The sequence below is a fragment of the Pseudomonas sp. 102515 genome (assembly GCF_031085165.1).
Lineage (GTDB): Bacteria > Pseudomonadota > Gammaproteobacteria > Pseudomonadales > Pseudomonadaceae > Chryseomonas.
Genome location: NZ_JAVHTY010000001.1, coordinates 811,246 through 833,614, shown reverse-complemented (window position 1 = coordinate 833,614; position 22,369 = coordinate 811,246). Strand labels below are relative to the sequence as shown.

Genomic DNA, 22,369 nt, shown 5'->3' with positions numbered 1-22,369 from the left:
TCCAGGCTACAGCTGCAAGACGCAGGTGAGCGAAAGCCGCCATGCCCTGATCTACCGAGGTACGCGCCTGGCCGACGGTCAGCCGGTGATCCTCAAGCAGCTGGCCGCCGACTATCCCACGCCCCAGGCGCAGGCCGGGCTGCGCCATGAATTCGAACTGACCCGTCGTGCCAGCGCCAGCGGGGCGGTGAGCGCCGCCCTGGAACTGCTGGAATACCAGGGCCGCCAGGTTCTGGTGCTCGAAGACATCGGCGGCACCGATCTCGCTGGGTTGCTCGCCACCGGGCCACTGGCGCTGGACGACTTCTTCGATTGGGCGCTGGCCATCGTTCGCGCCCTGGCGCGGCTGCACCGGCTGCGCATCGCCCATAACGATCTCAATCCCCGCAACATCGTCTGCAACGGCACCACGGGCACCCTGCGGCTGACCGATCTGGGCATCGCCACGGTCTTTGGCGCCGTCAAGGGTAGCGACGCCCGCCTGGAGGGCTCGCTCACCTATCTGGCCCCGGAACAGAGCGGGCGGACCGGGCGCCACCAGGACTATCGCAGCGACTTCTACGCCCTGGGCGTGACCTTCTACGAGATGCTCGCGGGCGAGCCGCCGTTTCGCGCCCAGGACCCGCTCGAACTGGTGCATGCGCACCTGGCGATGCGCGCGCCCTCGCTGGTCGAGCGGGTGCCGACGGTACCGCCGATGCTGGCGGCGCTGGTGGACAAGCTCATGGCCAAGGCCGCCGAAGAACGCTACCAGGGCTGCTTCGGCATCCTGCGCGACCTGCAGCGCTGCCAGGCGGCCCATCAGGCCGGTGAACGGGCGCCCTTCGCCCTGGGCGAGCAGGATCCGCCGGCACGCCTGATGCCGGTACGCACCCTGCAGGGCCGCGGCGCTCCCCTGCGCCTGCTCGAAGAGGCGCTGGCCCGGGCGACCCTGGGCCGGATCGAAGCCGTCTTCGTCAGCGGCAGTTCCGGGGTAGGCAAGTCAGCGCTGGTGCAGGCCTTCGTCCGCCGCCAGGGTGAACGGGTACTGCTCGCCCACGGCAAGTTCGAGACCCTTGGCAGCGGCGTGCCCTATGGCGCCCTGCGCCAGGCCGCGCGCGAGCTGATCGAGATCGGTCAGAGCCTGGGCGCGGCCTTTGCCGACCGCCTGATCGAAGCCCTGGGTGACAACGCCGGGGTGCTGACCGAGGTCTCGCCCGAGCTGGCCACCTGGCTCGGGCCCCAGGCGCCGGTGGCCGAACTTCCCCCGCAACAGGCCGAACAACGCTTCGACGAAGCGGTGGTCGCGCTACTGCTGGCCTTCGCCACGGACACCCGTCCGCTGCTGCTGTGGCTGGATGATCTGCAATGGGCCGACAGCGCTTCGCTGCGACTGATCGAGCGCCTGCTGGCGCGGACCGACCAGGGGCCGTTGCTACTGGTGGCGACCCATCGTGAGGATCAGCTGGCCGGCAGTGCCCTGGAGCGCCTGCTCGGGGCGGCGCTGGTCCGTACCCTCTCGCTGGGTCCGCTGTCGCGCGTGGAGATCGAGCGACTGATCGCCGAACTGCTGCCGGCGCCGGCGGAGGAGCAGGCGGCCCTGGCCGGTCTCTGCCTGGACAAGACCCTCGGCAATCCCTTCTTCATCGAGCAGCTGCTGCGCAGCCTGCAGCAGGAAGGCCTGCTGGAATTCGACGGCGAGCGTGGTCAGTGGCACTGGGAGCTGCCGCGGCTGCAGGCCCTGGACGTCTACGACAATGTCGTCGACTTCATGGTCGGCAAGCTCAATGACCTGCCGGCCAACACCTCGCAACTGCTGCAGTGGGCAGCCTGTCTGGGCACCCATTTCTCCAGCGATCGTCTCGCCACGCTGATGGCGGAATCGCCCGCGGACATCCGCCGCCTGTGCCAGTCGCTGGTGCAGGAAGGGCTACTCACCGAGCCCGAAGGCCGCCCGGCGGGGGAACAGACACCCACGCACTACAGTTTCTTGCACGATCAGGTACGCCATGCCGCTCATTCGTTGCTGGCGCCCGCCGAGCGCGAGCGGGTCCACCTGCGCGCCGGTCAGCTGTATCTCGCCGAAGGCAGCGCCACCCGGCTGGATGCGGTCAATCACCTCAACCTGGCGCTGGCCCTGATCGAGACGCCCGCCGAGCGGCTGCAGCTGCTGGAGCTCAATCTGGACGCCGCGCGCAAGGCGCGCCAGGCCAATGCCTATCCCGCCGCCCAGGAGTTCCTGCGCACGGCGGTCGCGCTGATCGACGACGCTGCCTGGGAAAGCCGCCATGTGCTGCTGTTCCAACTGCATCGGGAATGGGCCGAGGTCGCGCACCTCTGTGGCGATGCCAACGAAGCCCTGCGCATCTGCGAAGTGCTGCTGCCACGGGCGCGTACCACCTTCGAGGAAGCCGGGGTGCGGGCCCTGCAGATCGACCTCTACAGCGGCCTCGGACGCTTCACCGAAGCCCTGGTGGTGGCCAAGGCCGGCATCCAGGTACTGGACGAACCCTGGCCGGAGGCGCCGGACGACATCAACCAGGCCATCGGTGCCGACAGCGCCGAGGTCGAGGCCTGGCTCGCCGCGCGCCATCCGGCGGCGCTGCTCGACCTGCCGCCCATGGAAGATCCGCGTGCCCAGTTGCTGATCCGCCTGCTGGGCCTGCTCTGGGGGCCGGCGATCAACGTCGACCTGCCGATGAGCCTGCTGGCGGTCATGCGCATCGTCAAGCTGTCGATCCAGTACGGCAACGGCGATCTCTCGCCCTTCGGCTATGCCAACTACGGCTCGCTGCTGTCGGCCTTCCATGGTCGCTACGAGCTGGGTTACCAGGTCGGGCGCCTGGCCGTCGACCTGGTCGACCGCACCGGCAATCTGCCGCTCAAGTGCAAGGTCTACACCATGTTCGCGGTGACCAACAGTCCCTGGTCGAGCCCCATCGCGGACAACGTCGCCCTGCTGCGCGAAGCCCTGGCCGCCGGTCAGCGCACCGGCGAGATCATCTTCACCGCCTACAGCGCCTTCCACATCCTCAAGCACCTGCAGCACGCTGGTGCGCCGCTGGACGACATCCTCGGCGAAACCGCGGAGATCGAGCGGATCCTGCTGGGCATCGGCGATCCCAACACCCTGGAGATCTTCACCATCCTGCGCCAGTCGCTGCGTCTGCTGCAGGGGCTCACCCCGGGTCAGGAGACCTGGGACGAAGAGGGCCAGGACGAAGCGGCGCTGGTGCGGCAGATGCAGGACAGCGGCCATGTGCTCTGTCTGAACTACTACGATTTCAACAAGATGCAGGCGGCGCTGCTGTTCCGTAGGCTGCCCCAGGCGCGGCACCACGCCGAAGCCATGGAAGCCTCGCTGGCGGCGAGTTTCGGCTGGTTCAGCATCGCCGAGCACGCCTTCTATCAGGCGCTGATCCTGCTGGCCGAGGGCGAACTGGCGGGCGAGGCGCTGGCCAAGGTCGAGGTCGCCCAGGAACGGCTGAACGGCTGGGCCGCGCACTGCCCGGAAAACTTCGCCCACAAGCGCGACCTGGTGGCGGCCGAACGGGCCCGCCGCGAGGGCCGGGTCGAAGCGGCCATGGACCTCTATGAACAGGCCCTGGAATCCGCGCGACTGCACGGCTTCCGCCAGGGCGCGGCGCTGGCCGAGGAACTCTATGGGCGCTTCTGGCTGGAACAGCAGCGTCCGCGGATCGCCCGGACCTATCTGCAGGATGCCCAGCGCAGCTATCTGCACTGGGGCGCCGCGGCCAAGGCCCAGGCGCTGGAGAACGAATTTCCCCACTGGTTGCGCGTGGCCGAGGCCACTGCCCTGACGGTGCAGCGCACCCAGGGCCAGGCCACCAGCGAGATGATGCGACTGGACTGGCTGTCGGTGCTCAAGTCGCTGCAGACCATCTCCAACGAACTGGCGCTGGATCAGCTGCTGGCGCGGATGATGCGCATCATCCTGGAGGAGGGCGGCGCCCAGCACGGCCTGCTGCTGTTGCCCGAGGGCGGTCGCTGGCTGGTGCAGGCCTCGATCTGCAGCGGCTCGGGCGAGCCCAAGGTGCTGCAGGGTCTGCCGCTGGCGCTGAACGAACAGGACTCCGCCGAGGGCCTGGTGCCCCTGACCCTGGTGTCCCACGTGATCCGTCATCGCGAACCGGTGATCCTGGACGACGCCGCCCGCGCCGGCCGCTTCGTCCGCGACGCCTACATTCGCGCGCGGCGCCCGCGTTCGGTCTGTTGCCTGCCGGTGCTGCGCCAGGGGCGCCTGATCGGCATCCTCTATCTGGAAAACAACCTGCTGGCCCAGGCCTTCACCCCGGGTCGGCTGCAGGTGCTGGGCATCCTGGCCACCCAGGCGGCGATCTCCCTGGAGCACGCGCAGATCTACGAAACCCTGGAGCAGCGCGTTGGCGAACGCACCCTCGAGCTGGACCAGGCGCGCATCCGTGCCGAGGAAGCGGCAGCGGCCAAGTCGCTGTTCCTGGCGACCATGAGCCACGAGATTCGCACGCCGCTCAATGCCGTGATCGGCCTCAGCCGCCTGACCCTGGGCACCCGGCTGTCCGGCGAGCAGCGGGGTCACGTCGGCAAGATCCTCGACTCCGGCGAGACCCTGCTGGGGGTGATCAACGACGTGCTCGACTACTCGCGCAACGAAGCCGGCGGTACCCAGCTCGAACAACTGGGCTTCAACCTGGCCAAGGTACTCGAACGTACCCTCAACCTCTGTGCCATCAAGGCCCACGAGAAAGGCGTCGAACTGGTGCTGGATTGCGGTCCGGACATTCCCCTGGCGCTGGAAGGCGATCCGCTGCGCCTGCAGCAGGTGCTGGTCAATCTGCTGAGCAATGCGGTCAAGTTCACCGAGCGGGGCCATGTGCTGATCCGCGTCGGCGCCGTCTGCGAAGCCGGCCGTGCCCATTTCAGCCTGGCGGTCGAAGACACCGGCATCGGCCTGACCGAGGCGCAGCAGGCGCAACTCTTCCAGCCTTTCACCCAGGCGGATGGCTCCATCAGCCGCCGCTACGGCGGTACCGGCCTGGGCCTGGCGATCTCTCGCCAGCTCACCGAACTCATGGGGGGCACCCTGGAGGTCCATAGCGAAGCCGGGCGCGGCTCCTGCTTTACCCTGCGCCTGACCCTGCCGGTGGTGGGCGAGCCCGAGCGGCTGCCCAGCCAGACGTCGCGGCAGGTCCTGCTGGTGGACGACCACGGCCTGGCCCGGCGCACCATGGGGCAACGCCTGCGCGAACTGGGCATGCAGGTGGTGGAAGCGGAATCCACCGCGCAGGCCCTGGCGGCCATGGCCACGTCGGTCTTCGAACTGGCCATCGTCGACTGGCGCCTGGGCGCCGAGGATGGCCTGGCGCTGGCGCGTCAGTTGCGCTTCCGTCAGCCGGAGCTGGCGCTGACCCTGCTGGCCTCGCCCTACGAGGCGGAAGAGGTGCGCAGCCTGGGCGAGGATCTGCCGGGCCTGGAGCTACTCGACAAACCGGTCACCGGCCCTGCCGTGCAGCGCTTGCTCGCGGGCCTGGGCCTGGCGCCGGTCGCCGCGCCGACGGTGGGCCAGAGCGTGGTGGATCTGCAGGGCATTCGTCTGCTGCTGGTGGACGACAACGCCATCAACCGCCAGGTGGTCATCGGCTTCCTGCAGGGCAGCGGCATCCTGATCGACGTGGCCGAAGACGGCCAGGCGGCGCTGGACCAGCTGGAACGGCAGCGCTACGACCTGGTGCTGATGGACGTCCATATGCCACGCCTGGACGGCCTGTCGGCCACCCGCGAATTGCGCACTCGCCCGGCGCTGGCCGCGCTGCCGGTCATCGCCATGACCGCCAACGGCCTGCCGGGCGATCGCGAGCGGTGCCTGGATGCGGGCATGAACGATCACCTGGTCAAGCCGCTCGATCCCGCCGAGCTGTTCCGCATCATCGCCGCGTGGGCCAATCTGGAGCAGCTGCAGCGCGCCGAGCGCAAGGCGGTGGAAGAGGTCGTCGACGTCAAGGAGGTCAGCGTGCTGGCGCGGGCGCGTGCCAGTGCGGTGCTCGAACCCGAGTCGGCGCTACGTCTGCTGCGCGGCAGCGCCGAACTCTATGAGCAGTTGATGCGGGATTTCCGCGTGCAACAGGCTGAACTGCCCGGGCGGATCGCTGCCTGGCGCGCGGCGGACGATGTCACCGCGCTGTTCGAGTGCGCCCACGGCCTGCAGGCCACCGCCGCCTATGTCGGTGCCATCGCCCTGCAGGAAGCGGCGCAATGCCTGACCAACCGGATCCGGCTGGCCCAGCCCATCGGCGAGGACGTGCGCCGCCTGCAGGCCGAGGCCGAGCGCTGCCTGGCGTCCCTCGACGAGATCCTGGTCGAGGTCGCCGGCGGCGAGGAGGCCTCCGTCGAAGAACTGGAGGCCCTGCTCGAACGCCTGGTCGGGCTCCTGCAGACGTCGGACTTCGCCGCCGAGGAGGTGCTCGACACCCTGTTGCGCGCCTGCGTGAGCACGTCCCACAGCGCCGATGTGGTGCGCATCCGCGAATGGGTCAATGACGTCGAGTTCGAACATGCCGCCGATGCCACCGCGGACCTGCTGCGGCGGGTGCGGCAGGCCGGGAAACGGTCGGGATAGTTGCCGATGGAGGGGCGTCGTCCCGACCTGCCGTTGATCCTCATCGTCGACGATCAGAAGAGCAACCTGCGCGTCCTCGGCGACCTGCTGCGCAACGAGGCGCGCATCATGCTGGCCAAGAGCGGGGTCCAGGCGCTAACCAAGGCCGCCCGCGAACACCCCGATCTGATCCTACTGGACGTGGTGATGCCCGGCATCGACGGCCTGCAACTGATCCAGCTGTTCAAGCGCCGCGCCGAGACCAGCGCCATCCCGGTGATCTTCATCACCGCGGCCAACGACCTGCACCGCGAGGTGGAGTGCTTCGAGCTGGGCGCCAGCGATTTCATCCAGAAGCCCTTCAATCCGCTGGCCGTACTGGCGCGGGTGCGGCTGCACCTGCAGCTCGCCCGCCAGCGGCGGCTGCTCGAGGAGCTGGCGCACATGGATCCACTGACCGCGGTGGGCAATCGCCGCCGCTTCGACGAGCAGCTGACGATCGAGTGGCAGCTGGCGGTCAGCCGGCGGGGCTCGCTGGCCATCGCCATGCTCGATATCGACTACTTCAAGCAATACAACGATACCCACGGCCATGGCGCCGGGGATCAGGCGCTGGCGCGGGTCGCCCAGCTGCTGGAGCAGCGCATCCGCGAGCGGGACTGCCTGGCGCGCTATGGCGGGGAGGAATTCGTGCTGTTGCTACCCGGCGCCTCGCGCACGGCCGCGGAAGCGGTGCTGGAGCGCTGCCGGCAGGGCATCGCCGAATTGCGCATCGCTCATCCGCTGGCAGAGGACCGTCTCTGGCTGACCATGAGCATGGGCCTGGCCTGCTGCAATCCGACCCCCGAGCAGACCCCAGACGGCCTGCTCAAGGCCGCCGACAATCTGCTCTACCAGGCCAAGGCCGAAGGGCGTAATCGCCTGGTGAGTCGCAGCTTCTAGACGTTCGCCGAGGCGCCCTGGGACGGAAGGTCCTTGGCGCCCTTGACCAGATGCACCCGGTTGCGGCCCTCGGCCTTGGCCTGGTACAGCGCCTGGTCGGTGCGTTCGATGAAGGCTTCGTGATCGTCGCCGCTCTGCGGCTGGATGCTGCCGACGCCGATGGAGATGGTGACGAAGCCGAGGTCGCTGCCGGAGTGCGCCACCTGCAGCCGCTCCACGCCGGCACGGCAGGCTTCGGCGACCTTGAGCGCGCCCTCGGCGTCGGTCTCCGGCAGCACCATGGCAAATTCCTCGCCGCCGTAGCGGGCCACCAGGTCGGCCGGTCGCTTGAGTTGCTCGGTGAGCACCGCCGCCACCTTCTTCAGGCAGAGATCGCCGCTGAGATGGCCATAGGTGTCGTTGTAGCGCTTGAAGTGGTCGACGTCGCACAGCAGCAGGGCCAGCGGCTGGCGATTGCGCCGGGCGCGCAGCCACTCGCCTTCGTAGGTCTGGTCGAAATGGCGGCGGTTGTTGATGCCGGTGAGGCTGTCGATGGCCACCAGCTTCTGCAACTGGATATTGGCTTCGGCGAGCTGGCGCTGGCTTTCGCGCAGGAAGCGAAAGGCCTCGTCGCGCTGGGCGCGCAGCACATGGGCCTCGGAGTGATAGCGCACCCGCGCCAGCAGTTCCAGCTTGTCAGGCAGCTTGACCAGATAGTCGTTAGCACCGGTGGCGAAGCTCTGCGCCTTGACCTGGGGATCCTCCTTGGAGGAGAGCACCACGATGGGCACGTCGCGCAGCGCCGGCTCGGCACGGAAACGCCTGACGGTTTCCAGGCCGTCGATCTCGGGCATGATCAGGTCCTGCAGGACCACCGTGGGCTTGAGTTGCAGGGCCATGTTGACCGCCTGGTGGGCGTCCAGGCAGTAATGCAGCTCGATGTCGGGCTGATCGGCGATCATCCGCCGCAGGGCTTCGATGATGATCAGCTGATCGTCCACCAGCAGCAGACGCACCTTGGGTGCGGTCAGGCTGTCCAGGGTATTACCCTCGTGCGTGGCCATTACTGCGAGTCCTTGTGCGAGCGGGGTCGAACGTCCCGCGTCTCTTCTTGGCCAGTCCCTGCCACTGCGCCGTCCAACGCTCCTGTTGGCGACCTGTCATATGCTGTCCCGCGAGCCGTTGCCGAAGCGTCGCTGCAGCCAGGCACCGATCTGCGTGGGGCTGAGTACGCGCTCCGCGGCGCCCATTCTAACCGCAGCCGCGGGCATGCCGTATACGGCGCAACTGGCCTCGTCCTGGGTCAGGGTAGGGCAGCCGCTCTGGCGCAGGGCGTAGAGGCCACTGGCGCCGTCGCGGCCCATGCCGGTCAGCAGGATCCCCAGGGCCTTGGCGGACCGCAGCGGGTGGCTGGCGAGCTGGGTAAAGAACACATCCACCGAGGGACGATAGGGATAATCCACCGGCTCGGCGGTGTAGGCGAAGCGGCCGCGCCCGTCCAGCAGCAGGTGGTCGTCACCCAGGGCCACTGACACCTGACCGGGTGCTGGCAGGGCGCCGGGCAGGGCGGCGGTGACCGGCCAGGCGATCTGGGTGCCGAGCCAGCCGATGAAACTGGGGGCGAAGCGCCGGTCGATGTGTTGCACCAGCACCACGCTGGCCTCTTTGGTTGGCGCCCAGGCCTCGAACAGGCTGACCAGGGCCGCCGGTCCACCCGTGGAGGCACCGATGGCCACCAGGCTGTCGGTGGTGGCTTCGGCCGCGGTGCTCGGCGCGGCGGCGGTGGCCTGGAGCGGGCGCGTGGCCCGTTCGGGCAGCCGCACCAGGGGTTCGATACGGGCGATCTTGCGCAGCAGGGCGCCGCCATCGGCACCGCCGCTCAAGGCCGGGGTAGCGGTCACGTCGAGGGCGCCGGCGCCCATGGCGCGAAACACACCCTCGCAGTCGTCGGGGGTGGCGGTGACCATGAGGATGGCGCAGGGCGACTGCGCCATGATCCGCCGCGTCGCCTCGACGCCGTCCAGGCGGGGCATCTGCAGGTCCATGAGGATCAGATCCGGGCGGTCCTCGGCACAGCGCGCCACGGCTTCCTCGCCGTCATGGGCGATCCAGGCGACCGTATGGCGCCCGTCGCCGATCAGCAGTCGACGCAGGGCCTCGGTGGCCAGCAGCAGATCGTTGACGATGGCGATTCTCATGGCGCTCCGATGAGGTCCTGCACGGCGGTGATCAGGGCGTCGTCGTGGAAGCTGCCCTTGGTCAGATAGTAGTCGGCACCGGCCTGCATGCCCTTGAGCCGGTCTTCCGGGCGATCCTTGTAGGACACGATCATCACCGGCAGGGCATGCAGACGCGGATCGCGGCGCACCAGTTCCACCAGTTCGATACCGTTCATGCGCGGCATGTCGATGTCCGACAGTAGCATGTCGAATTCGCCGGCGCGTACGGCGTTCCAGCCGTCCATGCCATCCACCGCCACCTCCACCTGATAACCCTGACCTTCCAGGAGCTTGCGCTCCATCTCGCGCACGGTGAGGGAGTCGTCCACCACCAGGATACGCTTGACCCTTCGGCTGTCCAGGACGGCACCGCTCTGCACCTGCCGCAGGCGGCCCTCGCCGAGCAGTCGCTCGATGCCGGTGAGCAGATCGGCGACGTCCAGCAGGAGTACCGGACTGCCGTCGTCGAGCAGCGCCCCGGCGGTGACCGAGCGTAGCTTGCCGAAGATCTCGTCCAGCGGCTTGAGCGCCAGGCCCTGCTCGCCGCGCAGGCGATCCACCACCAGGCCGTAGCGCCGTTCGCCGCTGCCGATCACCAGCACGGCGAGATCGCCGGTGGGCGGCGCGCCGTCCAGCTCCAGCAACTGATGGGCCGCGACCAGCCCCAGGCGATCCTCGCCGAGCAGGAAGAAGGCCTTGCCCTCCAGCGAGTGCACCTCGGCTGGGTCCAGGCGCAGCACCCGTTCGATCCGGTTGACCGGCAAGGCATAGGCCTCGCCGGCGATGTCGACGATCAGCGCCCGAACGATGGAGCGACTGACCGGTACCAGCAGGTGGGTGCTGAAGCCCAGGCCCGGGCGGGTTTCCAGGCGGACCTCGCCATCCAGAGCGCGAATGGCATCGGCCACCACGTCCAGGCCCACGCCGCGGCCGGAGAGCTCGGTCACCGTCTCCTTGAGACTGAAGCCGGGCAGCAGCAGGAATTCCAGCAATTCCGCCGGGGTCAGCTCGGCGGCCAGCGGGGGCGGACTCAGGCGCCGGGCGATGACCGTGGCGCGGATGCGCTCCAGGTCCAGGCCGCGGCCGTCGTCGTGCAGGCTGACCTGCAGGCGCCCGGCGACATGGCGGGCTTCCAGGCGGATCTGGCCGCACTCGGGCTTGCCCAGGGCGCGGCGCTCGGCCGGGGTTTCCAGGCCATGGTCGACGGCATTGCGCAAGAGGTGGTTGAGCGGGCTTTCCAGGCGCGCCAGCACCTCGCGATCGATCAGGGTGTCGGCGCCGTCCACCTGCAGCACGGCATCCTTGTCCAGGCCCCGGGCCAGGTCGCGTACCAGCCTCGGGAAGCCCTGGACGGCATCGCGCAGTGGGCGCATTCGCACCGCCAGCACCTCGTCCAGCAGCCCCTGGCAGACGCCGAGCAGGCGCCGCTCGTAGGCTTCCAGGGCCTGCAGCTGCTGCTGATAGCGATCGAGCAGACCTTCCTGGCGCTGACGCACGTCGCTGCTGACCGCCTGTGCCTGGCCGAACAGGCCCTGCAATTCCGCGCGATAGCCCTGGAAGCCCTGGACCAGGCCATGCAAGCCGAGGCCCATCACCCGGGCTTCGCTGGTGAGGGCGAGGATCTGGTTGAAGCGACCGCTGTCCACTCGCAGCGGGTCTCGGCTACGCTCGGCGTCAGGGGCAGGTTCTTCGGGTACGGCGGGTGCAGGCGCCGGTTCCCGCGGGGCGACGGCGGTCGCCGGGAGCGGATCGCCCGCGCCGGCGCTCAGCGCCTGCGCCAGCGCCCGCTGGCTATCACGCTGTTCGCGCTGCCAGCGCTGGCTGGCGGCCTCGTCCAGGCGACTGACCTCGCCGAGGACGTCGACGCAGCGAAACAGCTGGTCGATGTCCGCCGGACCGAGCTGGCGGCGTCCGGCCTGGACCGCGACCAGGCAATCCTCCATGGCGTGGGCCAGCTCCACCAGGCCGTCGAGATCGACGATGCGTGCCGCGCCCTTGATGGAGTGGGCCGCGCGCATCATCGGCTCGATCACCCCCGTGTCGGTGGGGTCGCGCTCCAGGCGCAACAGACCGGCATCCAGCGCCTGCAGGTGACTCTGCACCTCGCTGGCGAAGAGATCGTAGAGAGACATCTCGCGCACGTCGCGCGGTGGCTGACTCATCGCAGCGCCTCTTCCAGGGCCCGTTCCAGACGCGCCAGCTCGAGCAGGCCGACCTGATGCGTGCCCTCGCGATAGACGCCGCCCAGGTAGCTGAGTAATTCGCCGCCCAGGGTGGCTGGCGGCGGCTGCACCTCGCCAGGGGCGTAGCGCTGCAGGCCCAGGACCTCGTCCACCTGCACCGCCCAGTCGCGGCGCCCGATATGCAGCAGCAACAGGCGCGGAAAGCCGCGCGTCTGCTCACCCGGCGCCACCGCCAGCAGCAGCTCCAGGGCGATGCAGGGTTGCAGCTGGCCGCGCACCGGGACGATGCCGCGCAGGAACGGCGAGCGCCGGTGGGGGACGCGGTGCACGGCGGTGGGATCGGTGGCGGTGACCAGGCAGCTGCCGGGCAGCCCCAGCCATTCCGCACCGAGGCGAAAGACCAGGGCGCTGGCCGAGCGCGCCTGGCGGTCGTCCAGGGGCTCGGCATAGTGTGCGGCCCAATCGGCACGCTCCAGGGCGTGGAGTTCGCGGTTCAGGCTCATGCGTCGTCACCGGCGCGGGTCTGGATGCGCGCCGCCCGTTCGCGCAGGCGTCCGGCTTCATCGAGTCGGCCGGCTCTTTCGCAGATCAGCGCCAGACGACAGAGCGCGGGGTAGTGCCCCGGCTCCAGATAGAGTGCCTGGCGCAGCGCCCGCTCGGCCTCGGCGGCGCGGGCGTCGGGCAGGATGAGCGCCAGCAGGAAGTGGGCACCGGCCTGGCCGCGATCCGCCTCGAGCACGTTGCGCAACAGCGTCTCGGCTTCGGCGCCGCGTCCGGCATCGGCCAGGCGCTGGGCCTCTTCCAGGGGCGAAGGGCCGGCGGAGACGAGGCTGGCCGGGGCGGGGGCGGGCAGACTTCTGGCGCGCAGGCGCGCAGGCAGGGTCGCCGCGGCGGGTGGGCGCGCTGCGGCCTTGCGCCGTGGCGGCGCAGCCGGCGGGTGCGGACGCGGTTGCTCGGGGGCGGCGGCCTGGCGTTTGACCAGGGCCGAGGCGTGGGCCACGCCCAGGCTGGCGAAGCCATGACGCATGGCGCTGACCATCTCCGAACTGCCGACGCAGAGCAGGCCGTCGTCGTGCATGAGTGCGGCCAGGTGGCTGAGGGCGCGGCCCTGGGTCTGGTCGTCGAAATAGATCAGCAGGTTGCGGCAAAGCACCACGTCGAAGGCGGTGCCGTCGCGCAGGCTGCCCAGCTGCAGGATGTTGCCCTGGCGAAAGCGCACCTGGTTGCGTACCCGCTCGGCCAGCCGCTGGCGATCGCCCTGGGGTTCGAAATAGCGGTCGCGAAAACTCAGGTCGCGGGCGCGAAAGGAATTGCGCCCATAGAGGCCGCGGCGGGCGCGCTCCAGGGACGGCTCGTTGATGTCCACCGCGGTCACCTCGAAGGCCGCAGCCGGCAAGCCGGTGTCGAACAGCGCCATGGCCAGGGTGTAGGGCTCTTCCCCGGTGGAGCAGGGCAGGCTGAGCAACCGTACCGGCACGCCACTGCGGGCATGGCGTTCCTGGGCGAAGCGGGCGGCGTGGGCGATGGCCTGGGGATCGCGAAAGAACCAGGTCTCGGGAATGACCAGCAGGTCCAGCAGATCGGCGAATTCGGCTTCGTCGTCGAGGATGCGCGACACGTAGCCCTCCGCATCGGCCTCCTGGCGCTCGCGCAGCCGCTGGCGAATGGCACGACCGAGCATGTCATCGGCGATGGCCAGGCCGGTGCGCGCCCGCACCAGGGGCGCCAGCCGGGGATCGAGCTTCACGCGGCCTCCTGGAACAGCAGGGCGGCGAGGGCCGGCGAGAGCAGACGATCCGGCTCCAGCCACAGCCAGAGCCCTTCGGGCGTCTCCAGCACCTCGCCGAGCCAGGGGTAGTCGGGCAGTCGGACGCCTGCCGGTCGCGGCGCGCGGGCGGTGACCCGGCGCACGCCGGCGACGCCTTCCACCACCAGGCCGAGCGGACGGCTGCGGCCATCGGACGGAATGAAGTCCACCAGCAGGATACGGGTGTCCTGGCGCGCCTGGGCACTCGGGCCGCCGCTCATGGCGGTGACATCCACCACCGGGATGGCCGCGCCGTGCAGATTCATCAGGCCGGCCACTCCGGGCGGCGCAGCCGGAAAGCGGGTCAACTGCAGAAAGGGCAACACCTGGCGGATCGCCGTCGTCGGTAGGGCTGCCGCGGCATCGGCCAGCTGGAAGATCAGGACCTGCATGGTCAACGGGTGACCGAGAAGGTGGCGACGCTACTCTGCAGGTCCTGAGCCGTCTGCTGTAGATACTGGACCGCCTCGCTGGTGGCCTTGAGCGCCTCGGTGGTCTGCTGGGTGCTGTCGTTGAGCTGGGTGATGGTCTCGGCGATCTGGCCGGCACCCACCGCCTGGGACTGCATGCCCTCCAGCACGATGTCGAAGCGCGTCGGCAGCTTCTGCACGTCCTCGATCACCTCGGCCAGCTGATCGCTGACGCTGGCCACCTCCTGCACGCTGCGGCGGATCTCCTCGGAAAACTTGTCCATGCCCATGACGCTGGCGGAGACCGCGGAATTCATGTCCTTGAGCATCTGCTCGATATCGTCGGTGGCGGCGGTGGTCTGGTCGGACAGCCGGCGGATCTCGGTGGCCACCACCGAAAAACCCCGCCCCGCCTCGCCGGCCTTTTCCGCCTCGATGGCGGCGTTGAGCGACAGCAGGTTGGTCTGGTCGGCGACCTTGGTGATGGTGGTCAGCACCTTGTTGATGTGGCTGGACTTCTCCGACAGCGCGGCAAGCTTGGCGTTGATGGAATCGGTCGCCGCCACCATGCGCTGCATGGTGGCGTCCATGCTCGCCAGGCTGCTGCGCGCCTGTTCCGCGCCCTCGGTGGTCTCGTCCGCCACCTGGACGGCTTCTTCCATGGTGCGTACCAGGGCGTTGGCGTTGGCGGCGATCTCCCGCGTGGTGCTCAGCACCTCCACGCTGGTCTGCGCCTGCTCGATGCTGGTGGCCTCCTGCTGGCGTGAAGAGGCGGCGATCTCGGTGGTGGAAGAGGTCACCTGGATGCCGGCGCGCTGCACCTTGGCGATCATGCCGCGCAGGTCCTCGATCATCTTGCTCAGGCCGCGGGCCAACTGGCCGATGGCGTCGTCGCCGCTGACCGCGGTCCGCCCGGTGAGGTCACCGGCGGCAGCCTTGTTGACCACCCCGAGCAGGTCGTCGACATCGGCGCGCAGGCGTTGCATCAGTACCTGTTCGCGGGCGTGATCATCCTGGATCTGCTGCGCCATCTGATTGAAGGCCAGACCGACCTGGGCGAGTTCGTCACGGCCCCGTACGTCCACGCGCGCACTGCTGTCGCCCGCGGAAATGCGTGCCACGGTATCGGTCAGCCGGCGCACCGAACGCAGCAGATGATGGGACAGCAGCCAGGCGATGAGGGCGGCCAGCAGCACGCAGAGGGCGCCGCCGGCGACCAGGGTCCAGGTCAGCTGATCGCGTACCTCCTCGGTATGGCCCGCTCGTTGCGCGTACAGGCGGTGCTCCTCATCGACGATGCTCTGGATCTGCTGACGCATGGCCGCGACCTGATTGGTCAGGGTGGCGATCAGGGGCTCATTGGCCAGCTGCACCGCCGATAGATTGCCGGTATCACGCAGGCGCAACAGCGGTTCGAAGGTCTGCTGCCGCCAGGTGTCGATGTCCGCGGTAAGGCGAGCGAAGCGCTGCTGCTGACCAGGATTGTCCTGGGTCAGCTGCTGCGGCACGCGCACGGCTGCGGCCAGTGGCACCAGCGCCTGGCGGGCGAGGTCGGCGTCCGCGGTGGCGCCGGAGTACCAGTAGTTACGCAGCTTGGCCCGGGTTTCGAGCAGATTGTTGTCGAGCGTGGTGACCGACAGCAATACCTCGGCGGTGTGCCTGTCCCAGCGATTGGCGTCGACCAGGCTCTGCAACGCGGCATAGGTCAGCCAGAGCAGCAGGACCACCAGGGCGATGATGGCGGCAAAGCCAGCGAAGAGTTTGTTCTGGATGCGAATGTTGTTGAGCATGGGCACCGGCGCAGACGGACAGAGGTGGAGGAAGTGAGCCCTGGGGACCACTCGGGTTGTCCGATAAAAGTAGCACGGTCATGCATTTGTGTGAGTTGCAACGCACTTCAAGGCTCAGGGCCTGCAGTGCCAGCAAAGCCAGAACGGCAAACACGGAAAGGGCAGCCGGCCAGGTCTTACGATGCCTGGAGGGCTGCCGGGCGACGCCGAATGACGTGGGTCAGGTCGCTTCGACGTCATTCGCCACATCGGTTCGACGGGTGCCATGGCTGTTCTGACCACCCTTGCGCCCGGCTTCGGAAGCCCGCGCCGGATTGTTGGCGAAATTGCCGCCGCTGGCACGTCCACCCTTGCGCCCAGCCTCGGCAGCGCGATCGCGATTGTTGGCGAAGTTGCCTGGATTGTTGCTCTTGTTAGCCATAAGAACATCTCCCACTTTCAATTATTGAAGAGTCGAACACTGCGCTCCCCAAAAGGCTCAGCGTTTCGGTTATTGAGAGTAGGGGTATAGAAGGCGAGTTCGGGCGAGGTGATAAAGGGGTGTTTTGTTATACAGCATGCAAGTTGAATACAGGCCTTTATTTAACAATCGCCAGGCTAGAGCCGTCAGGTAGCAGGTTGTACAGGAGCTGTAGAAGATTCTTCGTACAGGGCCGCAATATTCCAGTGGGCTGTTGTTCAAGCGCTGAAATGTCTTGAAACATCCGACTGTAGGGCGCATCGCTGTTGGGCTCTGCTGCAGTCTTGACTCAGACGCCTTCGCCGGGAGCTCGTTCTTTCTCCAGGCGTAAATTTATCGCTAATTCAATAGCGTCGTTCCTAATTACTGTTACCGGGTAACGCTGTTCGCATGACGAAAAAAGGGGGGCGAACGGCTAAGCTAGGGCGTTTCGCTGAGGAAACAAGTCGATTGATCAGGGGGGCTGGACAATCACCGATATAAGATTCCTTCGATAACGCTTAATGCGATAGGAAGTTTGTCATCGAGCCCGCGGGGGCGGGTTCCGCAAAAAAGTCCTTTTCAATTTATCCCGAATGTGAGAAAAAATCCCTAAATCGGGAGGAGAGCATGCTTGATCAACGTCTTGCCGCCAGGCTGAAGGCCCTGCGCCTGGCACGCGATCTGTCACTGGAACAGTTGGCGACCCTGAGCGGGGTCAGCCGCGCGGCGCTGTCTCGGCTGGAAAACGGCGAGGTCAGCCCGACCACGGCGGTCCTCGGGCAGCTCTGTTCGGCCTACGGGCTGACCCTGACACGCCTGTTGCACAGTGTGGAAAGCGACTTTCCCGCCCAGGTCGAGCGCCAGGCCCAGCAGATCTGGACCGATCCCAAGCAGGCCTTCAACCGCCGTTCCGTCTCGCCGCCAGCCCAGGCCCTGGCGGGCGAGGTCATCGAAAGCCACCTGGGGCCGGGCGTGGATATCCGCTATCAGGCATCGCCTCGTCCCGGCCTTGAACACCATCTGCTGTTGCTCGAAGGCGAGTTGCAGCTCTGGATCGAGGAGCAGCCCTACCGCCTGGGTGTCGGCGACTGCCTGCGCTATCGCCTCTGGGGCAGCAGCCGGTTCCTGAGCGGCCCGGCGGGCGCGCGTTATCTGCTGTTCATGATCTGAGGTGCGTCCATGAGTGCTTCCCTGCGTATCGAGCGGCTCGACGCCGCAACCTTCACCCGTCATCTGGATGACTTCCGGCGGTTGCTGGCCGCCTGTGTCGAACAGGGCGCCAGTATCGGCTTCATGCTGCCACTCGGCGACAGCGTGAATCGGCGCTTCTGGACCGAAGCCGTGGCGCCAGGCCTGGAACGGGGTACCCGGCTGCTGTTCGCCGCGCTCCTGGACGGTCGCGTGGTCGGCAGCGTGCAACTGGTGTTGGATACCCCGGCCAACCAGCCGCACCGCGCGGACGTGGTCAAGTTGCTGGTGCATCCGGACTGCCGTCGCCAGGGACTGGCGCGCCGGCTGATGCAGGCGGTGGAAGCGGCCGCCCAGGCAGAGGGGCGGGAATTGCTGACCCTGGACACCCGCAGCGACGACCATGCCGAGCCGCTCTATCTGTCGCTGGGCTATCAGGTGGTCGGCCGGATTCCCGGCTATGCCCTGGACGCCCGCCAACCGGAACGCCGCGACAGCACCACCCTGATGTACAAGACGCTGACCGCCGCGCCCGTTAAGCTGGGCGCCTTCAGTTAAGGACGCCTACCCGCCATGCCGCCTCGCTCCGCTCCCGAACTCTGGCAACTCCTGCGCGCTCAGGCCGAGGCTGGGCGCCGCGACGCCCCGGCCCTGGCCGAGGGGCTGACGCGAGCGCTGCTGCAGCCGGTGGATCTGGCCGCCGCCCTGGTCCGGCGCTGCGCCGAGGCCCTGGCGGAGGATCCGCGGCAGGCCGAGGCTCTCGCCGAGCGCTTCGCTGCCCTGCACGCTGACTGGCCGGAATTGACCATGGCGGCCTGCGTGGACCTCGAAGCGGTGCTGGCACGGGATCCGGCCTATGCCAGCCTGCTGGAGATCTTTCTGTTCTCCAAGGGCTTCCTGGCCCTGCAGACCCAGCGTCTGAGCCATGCCCTCTGGGGCAACGGCGAGCGGCTGCTGGCCCTGCACCTGCAGGCGCGTTGCAATCGCCTGCTGGCCATCGACATCCATCCGGCGGCGCGGCTGGGGCGCGGCCTCATGCTCGACCACGGCACCGGCATCGTCATCGGCGAAACCGCGGTGGTGGAAGACGACGTCTCCATCCTGCAGCAGGTGACCCTGGGCGGTACCGGCAAGGAGCAGGGCGATCGCCATCCCAAGGTGCGTCGCGGGGTGATGATCGGCGCCGGGGTCAAGATCCTCGGCAATCTGGAGATCGGCGAAGGCGCCAAGATCGGCGCCAACAGCGTGGTCCTGCACCCGGTGGCGCCCCACACCACGGTGGTGGGCATTCCGGCGCGCCCGGTGGGTCGCCCGCGCGACGCTCATCCGGCCGAGAGCATGGACCAGTCCTTCGACGGCTGAGCGAGAAAGACCTCGGCCTTGGGATAGCGCTCGCTGTTCAGCGCACTCGGCTGCAGGCCTTCAGCCTGCGCCAGGCTGCGCACCAGCTCGCGATTGAAGGCACTGTTGCCCGGATCCGCCAGGTAGTCGGGCAACGCCAGCCAGCGGGCATCCTCGATCTCGTCCGGATCCTGGATGGCGATGTCGGCACTCAGGGGATCGAGACGGCAGACCACATAGAGATTGGACTTGCCGAAGCGGTAGGGGTGGGTGGTCACCAGCCCGGCCACGCTGCGAAAGGCGCTGTGGATGCCGGTTTCCTCCCAGACCTCGCGCACCACCGCCGGCGCCAGGTCTTCACCCAGCTCGACATGGCCGCCCGGCAGCTTGTAGCCCTGGCTGCCGCGTTCGCGGATCGCCAGCAGTTCACCGCGGGCGTTGAGCACCAGGCCGCCCACGCCCAGGCTGTGGGTCGGCACGAAGGGCGCGAAGGCCGTGGGTGTGCCACGCCAGACCAGCGTGAGTTCCTCCTCCAGGCAGTTGTGAAAGACGAAGCCGGCGCTGGTGGCCACGCCGACCAGCTCGCCAAGGGCCAGGGGCAGGGTCAGCCAGATCAGGTTGCGGCCCTCGCGGCGGGCGCTGTCTAGCAACTCGGCCAGCGCTGGAGCGAAGGCCTCGCGGGTGGTGGGCAGCGAGGCGGCGTCGATGATCAGGCCGTTGAAGGCGTCTTGGCGATACTGCACGGGCTTACTCCGCAGGGCGTGGCTGGATGGGCGAGGAGGGCACGATACCGGCTTCGCTGGGCAGCAGCAGACTGGCACGCGGATTGGCGATCTCGATACCGCGTTCGCGGAAGCGTTCCAGGATGCGTCGGTTGAGTTCGCGCTGGACGCCCCAGCGGCCCTTGTCGAGGCATCTCATCTGCCCGGCGATGGTCACCATGGAGCCATCGACGGCGTCCACGCCCCAGATCTCCAGATCGGCGAGGATAAGGTCCTTGAAGGCCTCGTCGGTACGCATGCCCGCGCCGATGTCCTTGAGTTCGGCGATCACTCGCTCGATGTCTTCTGCGTAGCCCACGCTGATGCGCAGGGCGGCGTTGCCCAGCCCACGGTTGATGTTGTTGACCGCCGACACCGAGCTGAAGGGCACGATGTGCAGGGAGCCGTCGCCGGCGCGCAGGCGCACGGTGCGGATCGACAGGTACTCCACGGTGCCCGAGACCCCGGCCACGGTGACCCAGTCGCCTACCTGCATGGCGTTTTCCAGCAGCAGGAAGATACCGGTGATGAAGTCCTGCACCAGCTTCTGCGAGCCGAAGCCGAGGGCCACGCCGATGATGCTGGCGCTGGCCAGCAGCGGCGTGGTGTTGATGCCCAGCTCGCTCAGGGCGGTCAGGCCGACGATCAGCGCGACCAGGATGAACAGCCCGGTGCGCAGCATGGGCAGCAGGGTGCGCAACCGGGCGGCCCGTACCGTATCGCCGCGTTCGCTCCAGGCGCTCAGCCGGCGATTCACCGTGGCGTTCGCGCCTTCCCAGACCACGACGGCGATGATGGCGGCGATGAGGATGGTGAGGAAGGCGGACAGCAGGCTGCGTCCGATGCTGCCGTCGCCGAACCAGTCCAGCACGCTCCAGCCCCAGGACTGGAACAGCGCCAGGGCGGTGATCAGGGTGACGATCACCCCGACCAGCCAGCGCGCCAGCGGATAGTAGCGCTGCAGATGCAGATCGGTGCTGCTGCCTTCGCTGGTCGCCGGCTGGAACAGCCGACCGAGCAGACCGAGCAGGAACACCGCCGCCAGGCGCCCGAGGATGACGATGCCGGCGGAGAGCGCGACGAAGTTCATCAGGCGCGGCAGGCCGTTCTCGATGTCCAGCGCCCACATGGTCCAGCCGCCCATGACGAACACCGCGGCGAACACCGCCCAGACCTGACCCAGCCAGGCCCGCAGCACGGCGAAGGCGCCACCGCCGTCCTGGCGCCCGGCGATACGGGCGGCCACCGGGCGGCGCACGTGGAAGATCAGGCCCACCACCAGCAGGTGGGCCAGCAGCGAGACCAGCTTGACGATGGCCTCGCGGCCCTCTTCGTTGGCGCCGAGGATGTCCGCGGCCTGGGCCAGCGCCAGGCCGAAGGTGATCAGGGCGACGAAGGCATGCAGCCAGCGCAGCAGGGTGCAGGCGAGGGCCGCCTTGACCTTGAGCAGGCGGATGCCGTGGGCGGCGGGATCGATCAGCAGGCGGATGACGATCAGCGCCAGGCGCGTGGTCAGGTAGGCGCCGATGAAGCCGCCCAGCAGCTCGCGCAGCTTGGCATCCGATCCCACCAGGTAGTGGATCAGCAGCGCCGTCATGGCCCAGAAGGCCAGCAGCGGCAGCAGTTCCAGCAACAGCAGCCCGAGCGCGAAGGGCAGGTGCCGCAGGGTGGTCCAGTGCTGCTCGGCGCTGGGCCGGGCGCGGCTGGCGTATGCGGCATCGGTGGCGGCGGACTCGGTCGCTGGCGCGGCTGGCGCGGGTGCGGCGCTGTCGGATGGGGCGATGGGCACCTCTTCGAGCCGATCCACGCCATCGCGCTGGGTCTTGACCAGGGCCACCGCCGGTTCCGCAGGACGGGTAGCCGTGTCCTCGGTCGTGGTTGCCGAGGCTTCAGGTGGAGGCTGCTGGGCCGCCGCCTGCTGGGCCTCGCGCCGGGCGCGGCTGTCGGCCTGATCGGCATGGCGTTGCAGCCGTTGCCGAGTGTTGCGGAGCGCCCGGCGCAGCAGCCATTCGCCGATCAGCCCGGCGGCGAAGAGGGTCGCCAGGGTCAGCAGGGCTTCCAGCAGGGCATGGCGACCCGCTTCGGAGGTGAAGCTGGCGCGCGACCAGTCCGGCAGGGTGCGCACCGCGCGCTGCACCTGGTTCAGTTCGCTGCCCAGGTTGTCGGCCCAGCGTCCGACGCGACTGAGCGTCTGGGCGATCAGGCCGTTGGCTTCCAGGGGCACCAGCGCCTTTTCCTCGCCCGCCGCCGGGGTGGCGGCCGTGATCGGCGCTGCGGCGGTTGCCGTGTCCGCCGGCGCCGGGTTCGTCCCGGCGGCGCTCGCCGGCTGGCTGGCGATGGCCTGCAGGGTCAGGATCAGTTCCTGGCGGCGTTGCGGATCCTGCAGCAGGGCCGCGACCTGGCGCGCCTGCTGGGGGTCGAGGCCGGTCGAGGCCTGGGTGGGGGGTTCGGCGGCGTGCAGGGGCAGCGCCAGGCACAGCAGCAACAGGACGAGTAAGGCTTTGAACATGGTTGAGACCTGAGCAGCACCAAAAGACGAGTCTGGCCACATAGACTCGTCAGGCAGCGCGATGACTCACTGGCGAATGGCGACGCCAAGAATAGACCCGGCCTGCATTCAATCGACTTTAAATGTAAATTTTGCATATTAGATTAGTTCTAAATTGAATTTTACTAATTATCAGCCTGTGCTTTACCGTCGTGCCATTGGATCGCCACAGCGTATCTGACGTC

Annotated in this window: 15 protein-coding genes; 5 read left to right on the top strand and 10 right to left on the bottom strand. The window is 68.2% G+C overall.

All coding sequences use genetic code 11. From position 1 onward, the window contains the following. Positions 1 to 25 precede the first annotated feature (25 nt). A complete protein-coding gene (locus RCF34_RS03740) occupies positions 26 to 6,595 on the top strand; it encodes a response regulator (RefSeq protein WP_308706965.1) in 6,570 nt (2,189 codons plus the stop codon). Positions 6,596 to 6,601: 6 nt separating this feature from the next. Beyond that, on the top strand, positions 6,602 to 7,516 hold the full coding sequence (locus RCF34_RS03735; RefSeq protein ID WP_308706964.1) for a diguanylate cyclase domain-containing protein: 915 nt from the start codon (positions 6,602 to 6,604) through the stop codon (positions 7,514 to 7,516). Here RCF34_RS03735 and RCF34_RS03730 read toward each other — a convergent pair. The 8 genes from RCF34_RS03730 to RCF34_RS03695 form a co-directional block, all read right to left on the bottom strand. Beyond that, positions 7,513 to 8,559, bottom strand: a complete 1,047-nt coding sequence (locus RCF34_RS03730; protein ID WP_308706963.1) for a diguanylate cyclase — start codon at positions 8,557 to 8,559, stop codon at positions 7,513 to 7,515. The genes RCF34_RS03735 and RCF34_RS03730 overlap by 4 nt on opposite strands. 96 nt (positions 8,560 to 8,655) lie before the next feature. Then, positions 8,656 to 9,693 carry a chemotaxis-specific protein-glutamate methyltransferase CheB gene (gene cheB, locus RCF34_RS03725; protein WP_308706962.1) on the bottom strand — a complete coding sequence of 346 codons (1,038 nt, stop codon included), beginning with the start codon at positions 9,691 to 9,693 and terminating at the stop codon, positions 8,656 to 8,658. Beyond that, positions 9,690 to 11,876, bottom strand: coding sequence for a response regulator (locus RCF34_RS03720; protein WP_308706961.1), 2,187 nt, complete (start codon positions 11,874 to 11,876; stop codon positions 9,690 to 9,692). The genes cheB and RCF34_RS03720 overlap by 4 nt, the downstream gene beginning before the upstream one ends. Further along, on the bottom strand, positions 11,873 to 12,400 hold the full coding sequence (locus RCF34_RS03715; protein WP_308706960.1) for a chemotaxis protein CheW: 528 nt from the start codon (positions 12,398 to 12,400) through the stop codon (positions 11,873 to 11,875). Before RCF34_RS03715 ends, RCF34_RS03720 begins: the two co-directional genes overlap by 4 nt. After that, on the bottom strand, positions 12,397 to 13,644 hold the full coding sequence (locus RCF34_RS03710; RefSeq protein ID WP_308706959.1) for a CheR family methyltransferase: 1,248 nt from the start codon (positions 13,642 to 13,644) through the stop codon (positions 12,397 to 12,399). The genes RCF34_RS03715 and RCF34_RS03710 overlap by 4 nt, the downstream gene beginning before the upstream one ends. Beyond that, a complete protein-coding gene (locus RCF34_RS03705) occupies positions 13,641 to 14,096 on the bottom strand; it encodes a chemotaxis protein CheW (RefSeq protein ID WP_308706958.1) in 456 nt (151 codons plus the stop codon). Before RCF34_RS03705 ends, RCF34_RS03710 begins: the two co-directional genes overlap by 4 nt. A gap of 2 nt (positions 14,097 to 14,098) precedes the next feature. Beyond that, a complete protein-coding gene (locus tag RCF34_RS03700; protein ID WP_308706957.1) occupies positions 14,099 to 15,904 on the bottom strand; it encodes a methyl-accepting chemotaxis protein in 1,806 nt (601 codons plus the stop codon). A 220-nt stretch (positions 15,905 to 16,124) separates the two neighbouring features. Further along, positions 16,125 to 16,325 carry a general stress protein gene (locus tag RCF34_RS03695; protein ID WP_308706956.1) on the bottom strand — a complete coding sequence of 67 codons (201 nt, stop codon included), beginning with the start codon at positions 16,323 to 16,325 and terminating at the stop codon, positions 16,125 to 16,127. A gap of 648 nt (positions 16,326 to 16,973) precedes the next feature. Between RCF34_RS03695 and RCF34_RS03690 the strand changes: the two genes are divergently transcribed. From RCF34_RS03690 to cysE, 3 genes are read left to right on the top strand one after another with little or no spacing between them, the layout of a single operon-like run. Beyond that, the gene (locus tag RCF34_RS03690) at positions 16,974 to 17,516 is read left to right on the top strand and encodes a helix-turn-helix transcriptional regulator (RefSeq protein WP_308706955.1); all 543 of its coding nucleotides are present in this window, start codon (positions 16,974 to 16,976) and stop codon (positions 17,514 to 17,516) included. A 9-nt stretch (positions 17,517 to 17,525) separates the two neighbouring features. Further along, the gene (locus RCF34_RS03685) at positions 17,526 to 18,092 is read left to right on the top strand and encodes a GNAT family N-acetyltransferase (protein WP_308706954.1); all 567 of its coding nucleotides are present in this window, start codon (positions 17,526 to 17,528) and stop codon (positions 18,090 to 18,092) included. Positions 18,093 to 18,107: 15 nt separating this feature from the next. Next, the gene (gene cysE, locus RCF34_RS03680) at positions 18,108 to 18,896 is read left to right on the top strand and encodes a serine O-acetyltransferase (protein ID WP_308706953.1); all 789 of its coding nucleotides are present in this window, start codon (positions 18,108 to 18,110) and stop codon (positions 18,894 to 18,896) included. Here cysE and RCF34_RS03675 read toward each other — a convergent pair. Both RCF34_RS03675 and RCF34_RS03670 read right to left on the bottom strand, forming a co-directional pair. After that, positions 18,857 to 19,618, bottom strand: coding sequence for an NUDIX domain-containing protein (locus RCF34_RS03675; protein ID WP_308706952.1), 762 nt, complete (start codon positions 19,616 to 19,618; stop codon positions 18,857 to 18,859). The two genes, cysE and RCF34_RS03675, sit on opposite strands and share 40 nt — an antisense overlap. A gap of 4 nt (positions 19,619 to 19,622) precedes the next feature. After that, positions 19,623 to 22,145, bottom strand: coding sequence for a mechanosensitive ion channel domain-containing protein (locus RCF34_RS03670; RefSeq protein ID WP_308706951.1), 2,523 nt, complete (start codon positions 22,143 to 22,145; stop codon positions 19,623 to 19,625). Positions 22,146 to 22,369 lie beyond the last annotated feature (224 nt).

Coding starts and splice junctions, on each gene's coding strand:
- RCF34_RS03735 (WP_308706964.1), top strand. CDS start 6,602: ATGGAGGGGCGTCGTCCCGACCTGCCGTTGATCCTCATCGTCGACGAT.
- RCF34_RS03695 (WP_308706956.1), bottom strand. CDS start 16,325: ATGGCTAACAAGAGCAACAATCCAGGCAACTTCGCCAACAATCGCGAT.
- cheB (WP_308706962.1), bottom strand. CDS start 9,693: ATGAGAATCGCCATCGTCAACGATCTGCTGCTGGCCACCGAGGCCCTG.
- RCF34_RS03715 (WP_308706960.1), bottom strand. CDS start 12,400: ATGAGCCTGAACCGCGAACTCCACGCCCTGGAGCGTGCCGATTGGGCC.
- RCF34_RS03700 (WP_308706957.1), bottom strand. CDS start 15,904: ATGCTCAACAACATTCGCATCCAGAACAAACTCTTCGCTGGCTTTGCC.
- RCF34_RS03670 (WP_308706951.1), bottom strand. CDS start 22,145: ATGTTCAAAGCCTTACTCGTCCTGTTGCTGCTGTGCCTGGCGCTGCCC.
- cysE (WP_308706953.1), top strand. CDS start 18,108: ATGCCGCCTCGCTCCGCTCCCGAACTCTGGCAACTCCTGCGCGCTCAG.
- RCF34_RS03690 (WP_308706955.1), top strand. CDS start 16,974: ATGCTTGATCAACGTCTTGCCGCCAGGCTGAAGGCCCTGCGCCTGGCA.
- RCF34_RS03705 (WP_308706958.1), bottom strand. CDS start 14,096: ATGCAGGTCCTGATCTTCCAGCTGGCCGATGCCGCGGCAGCCCTACCG.
- RCF34_RS03720 (WP_308706961.1), bottom strand. CDS start 11,876: ATGAGTCAGCCACCGCGCGACGTGCGCGAGATGTCTCTCTACGATCTC.
- RCF34_RS03685 (WP_308706954.1), top strand. CDS start 17,526: ATGAGTGCTTCCCTGCGTATCGAGCGGCTCGACGCCGCAACCTTCACC.
- RCF34_RS03730 (WP_308706963.1), bottom strand. CDS start 8,559: ATGGCCACGCACGAGGGTAATACCCTGGACAGCCTGACCGCACCCAAG.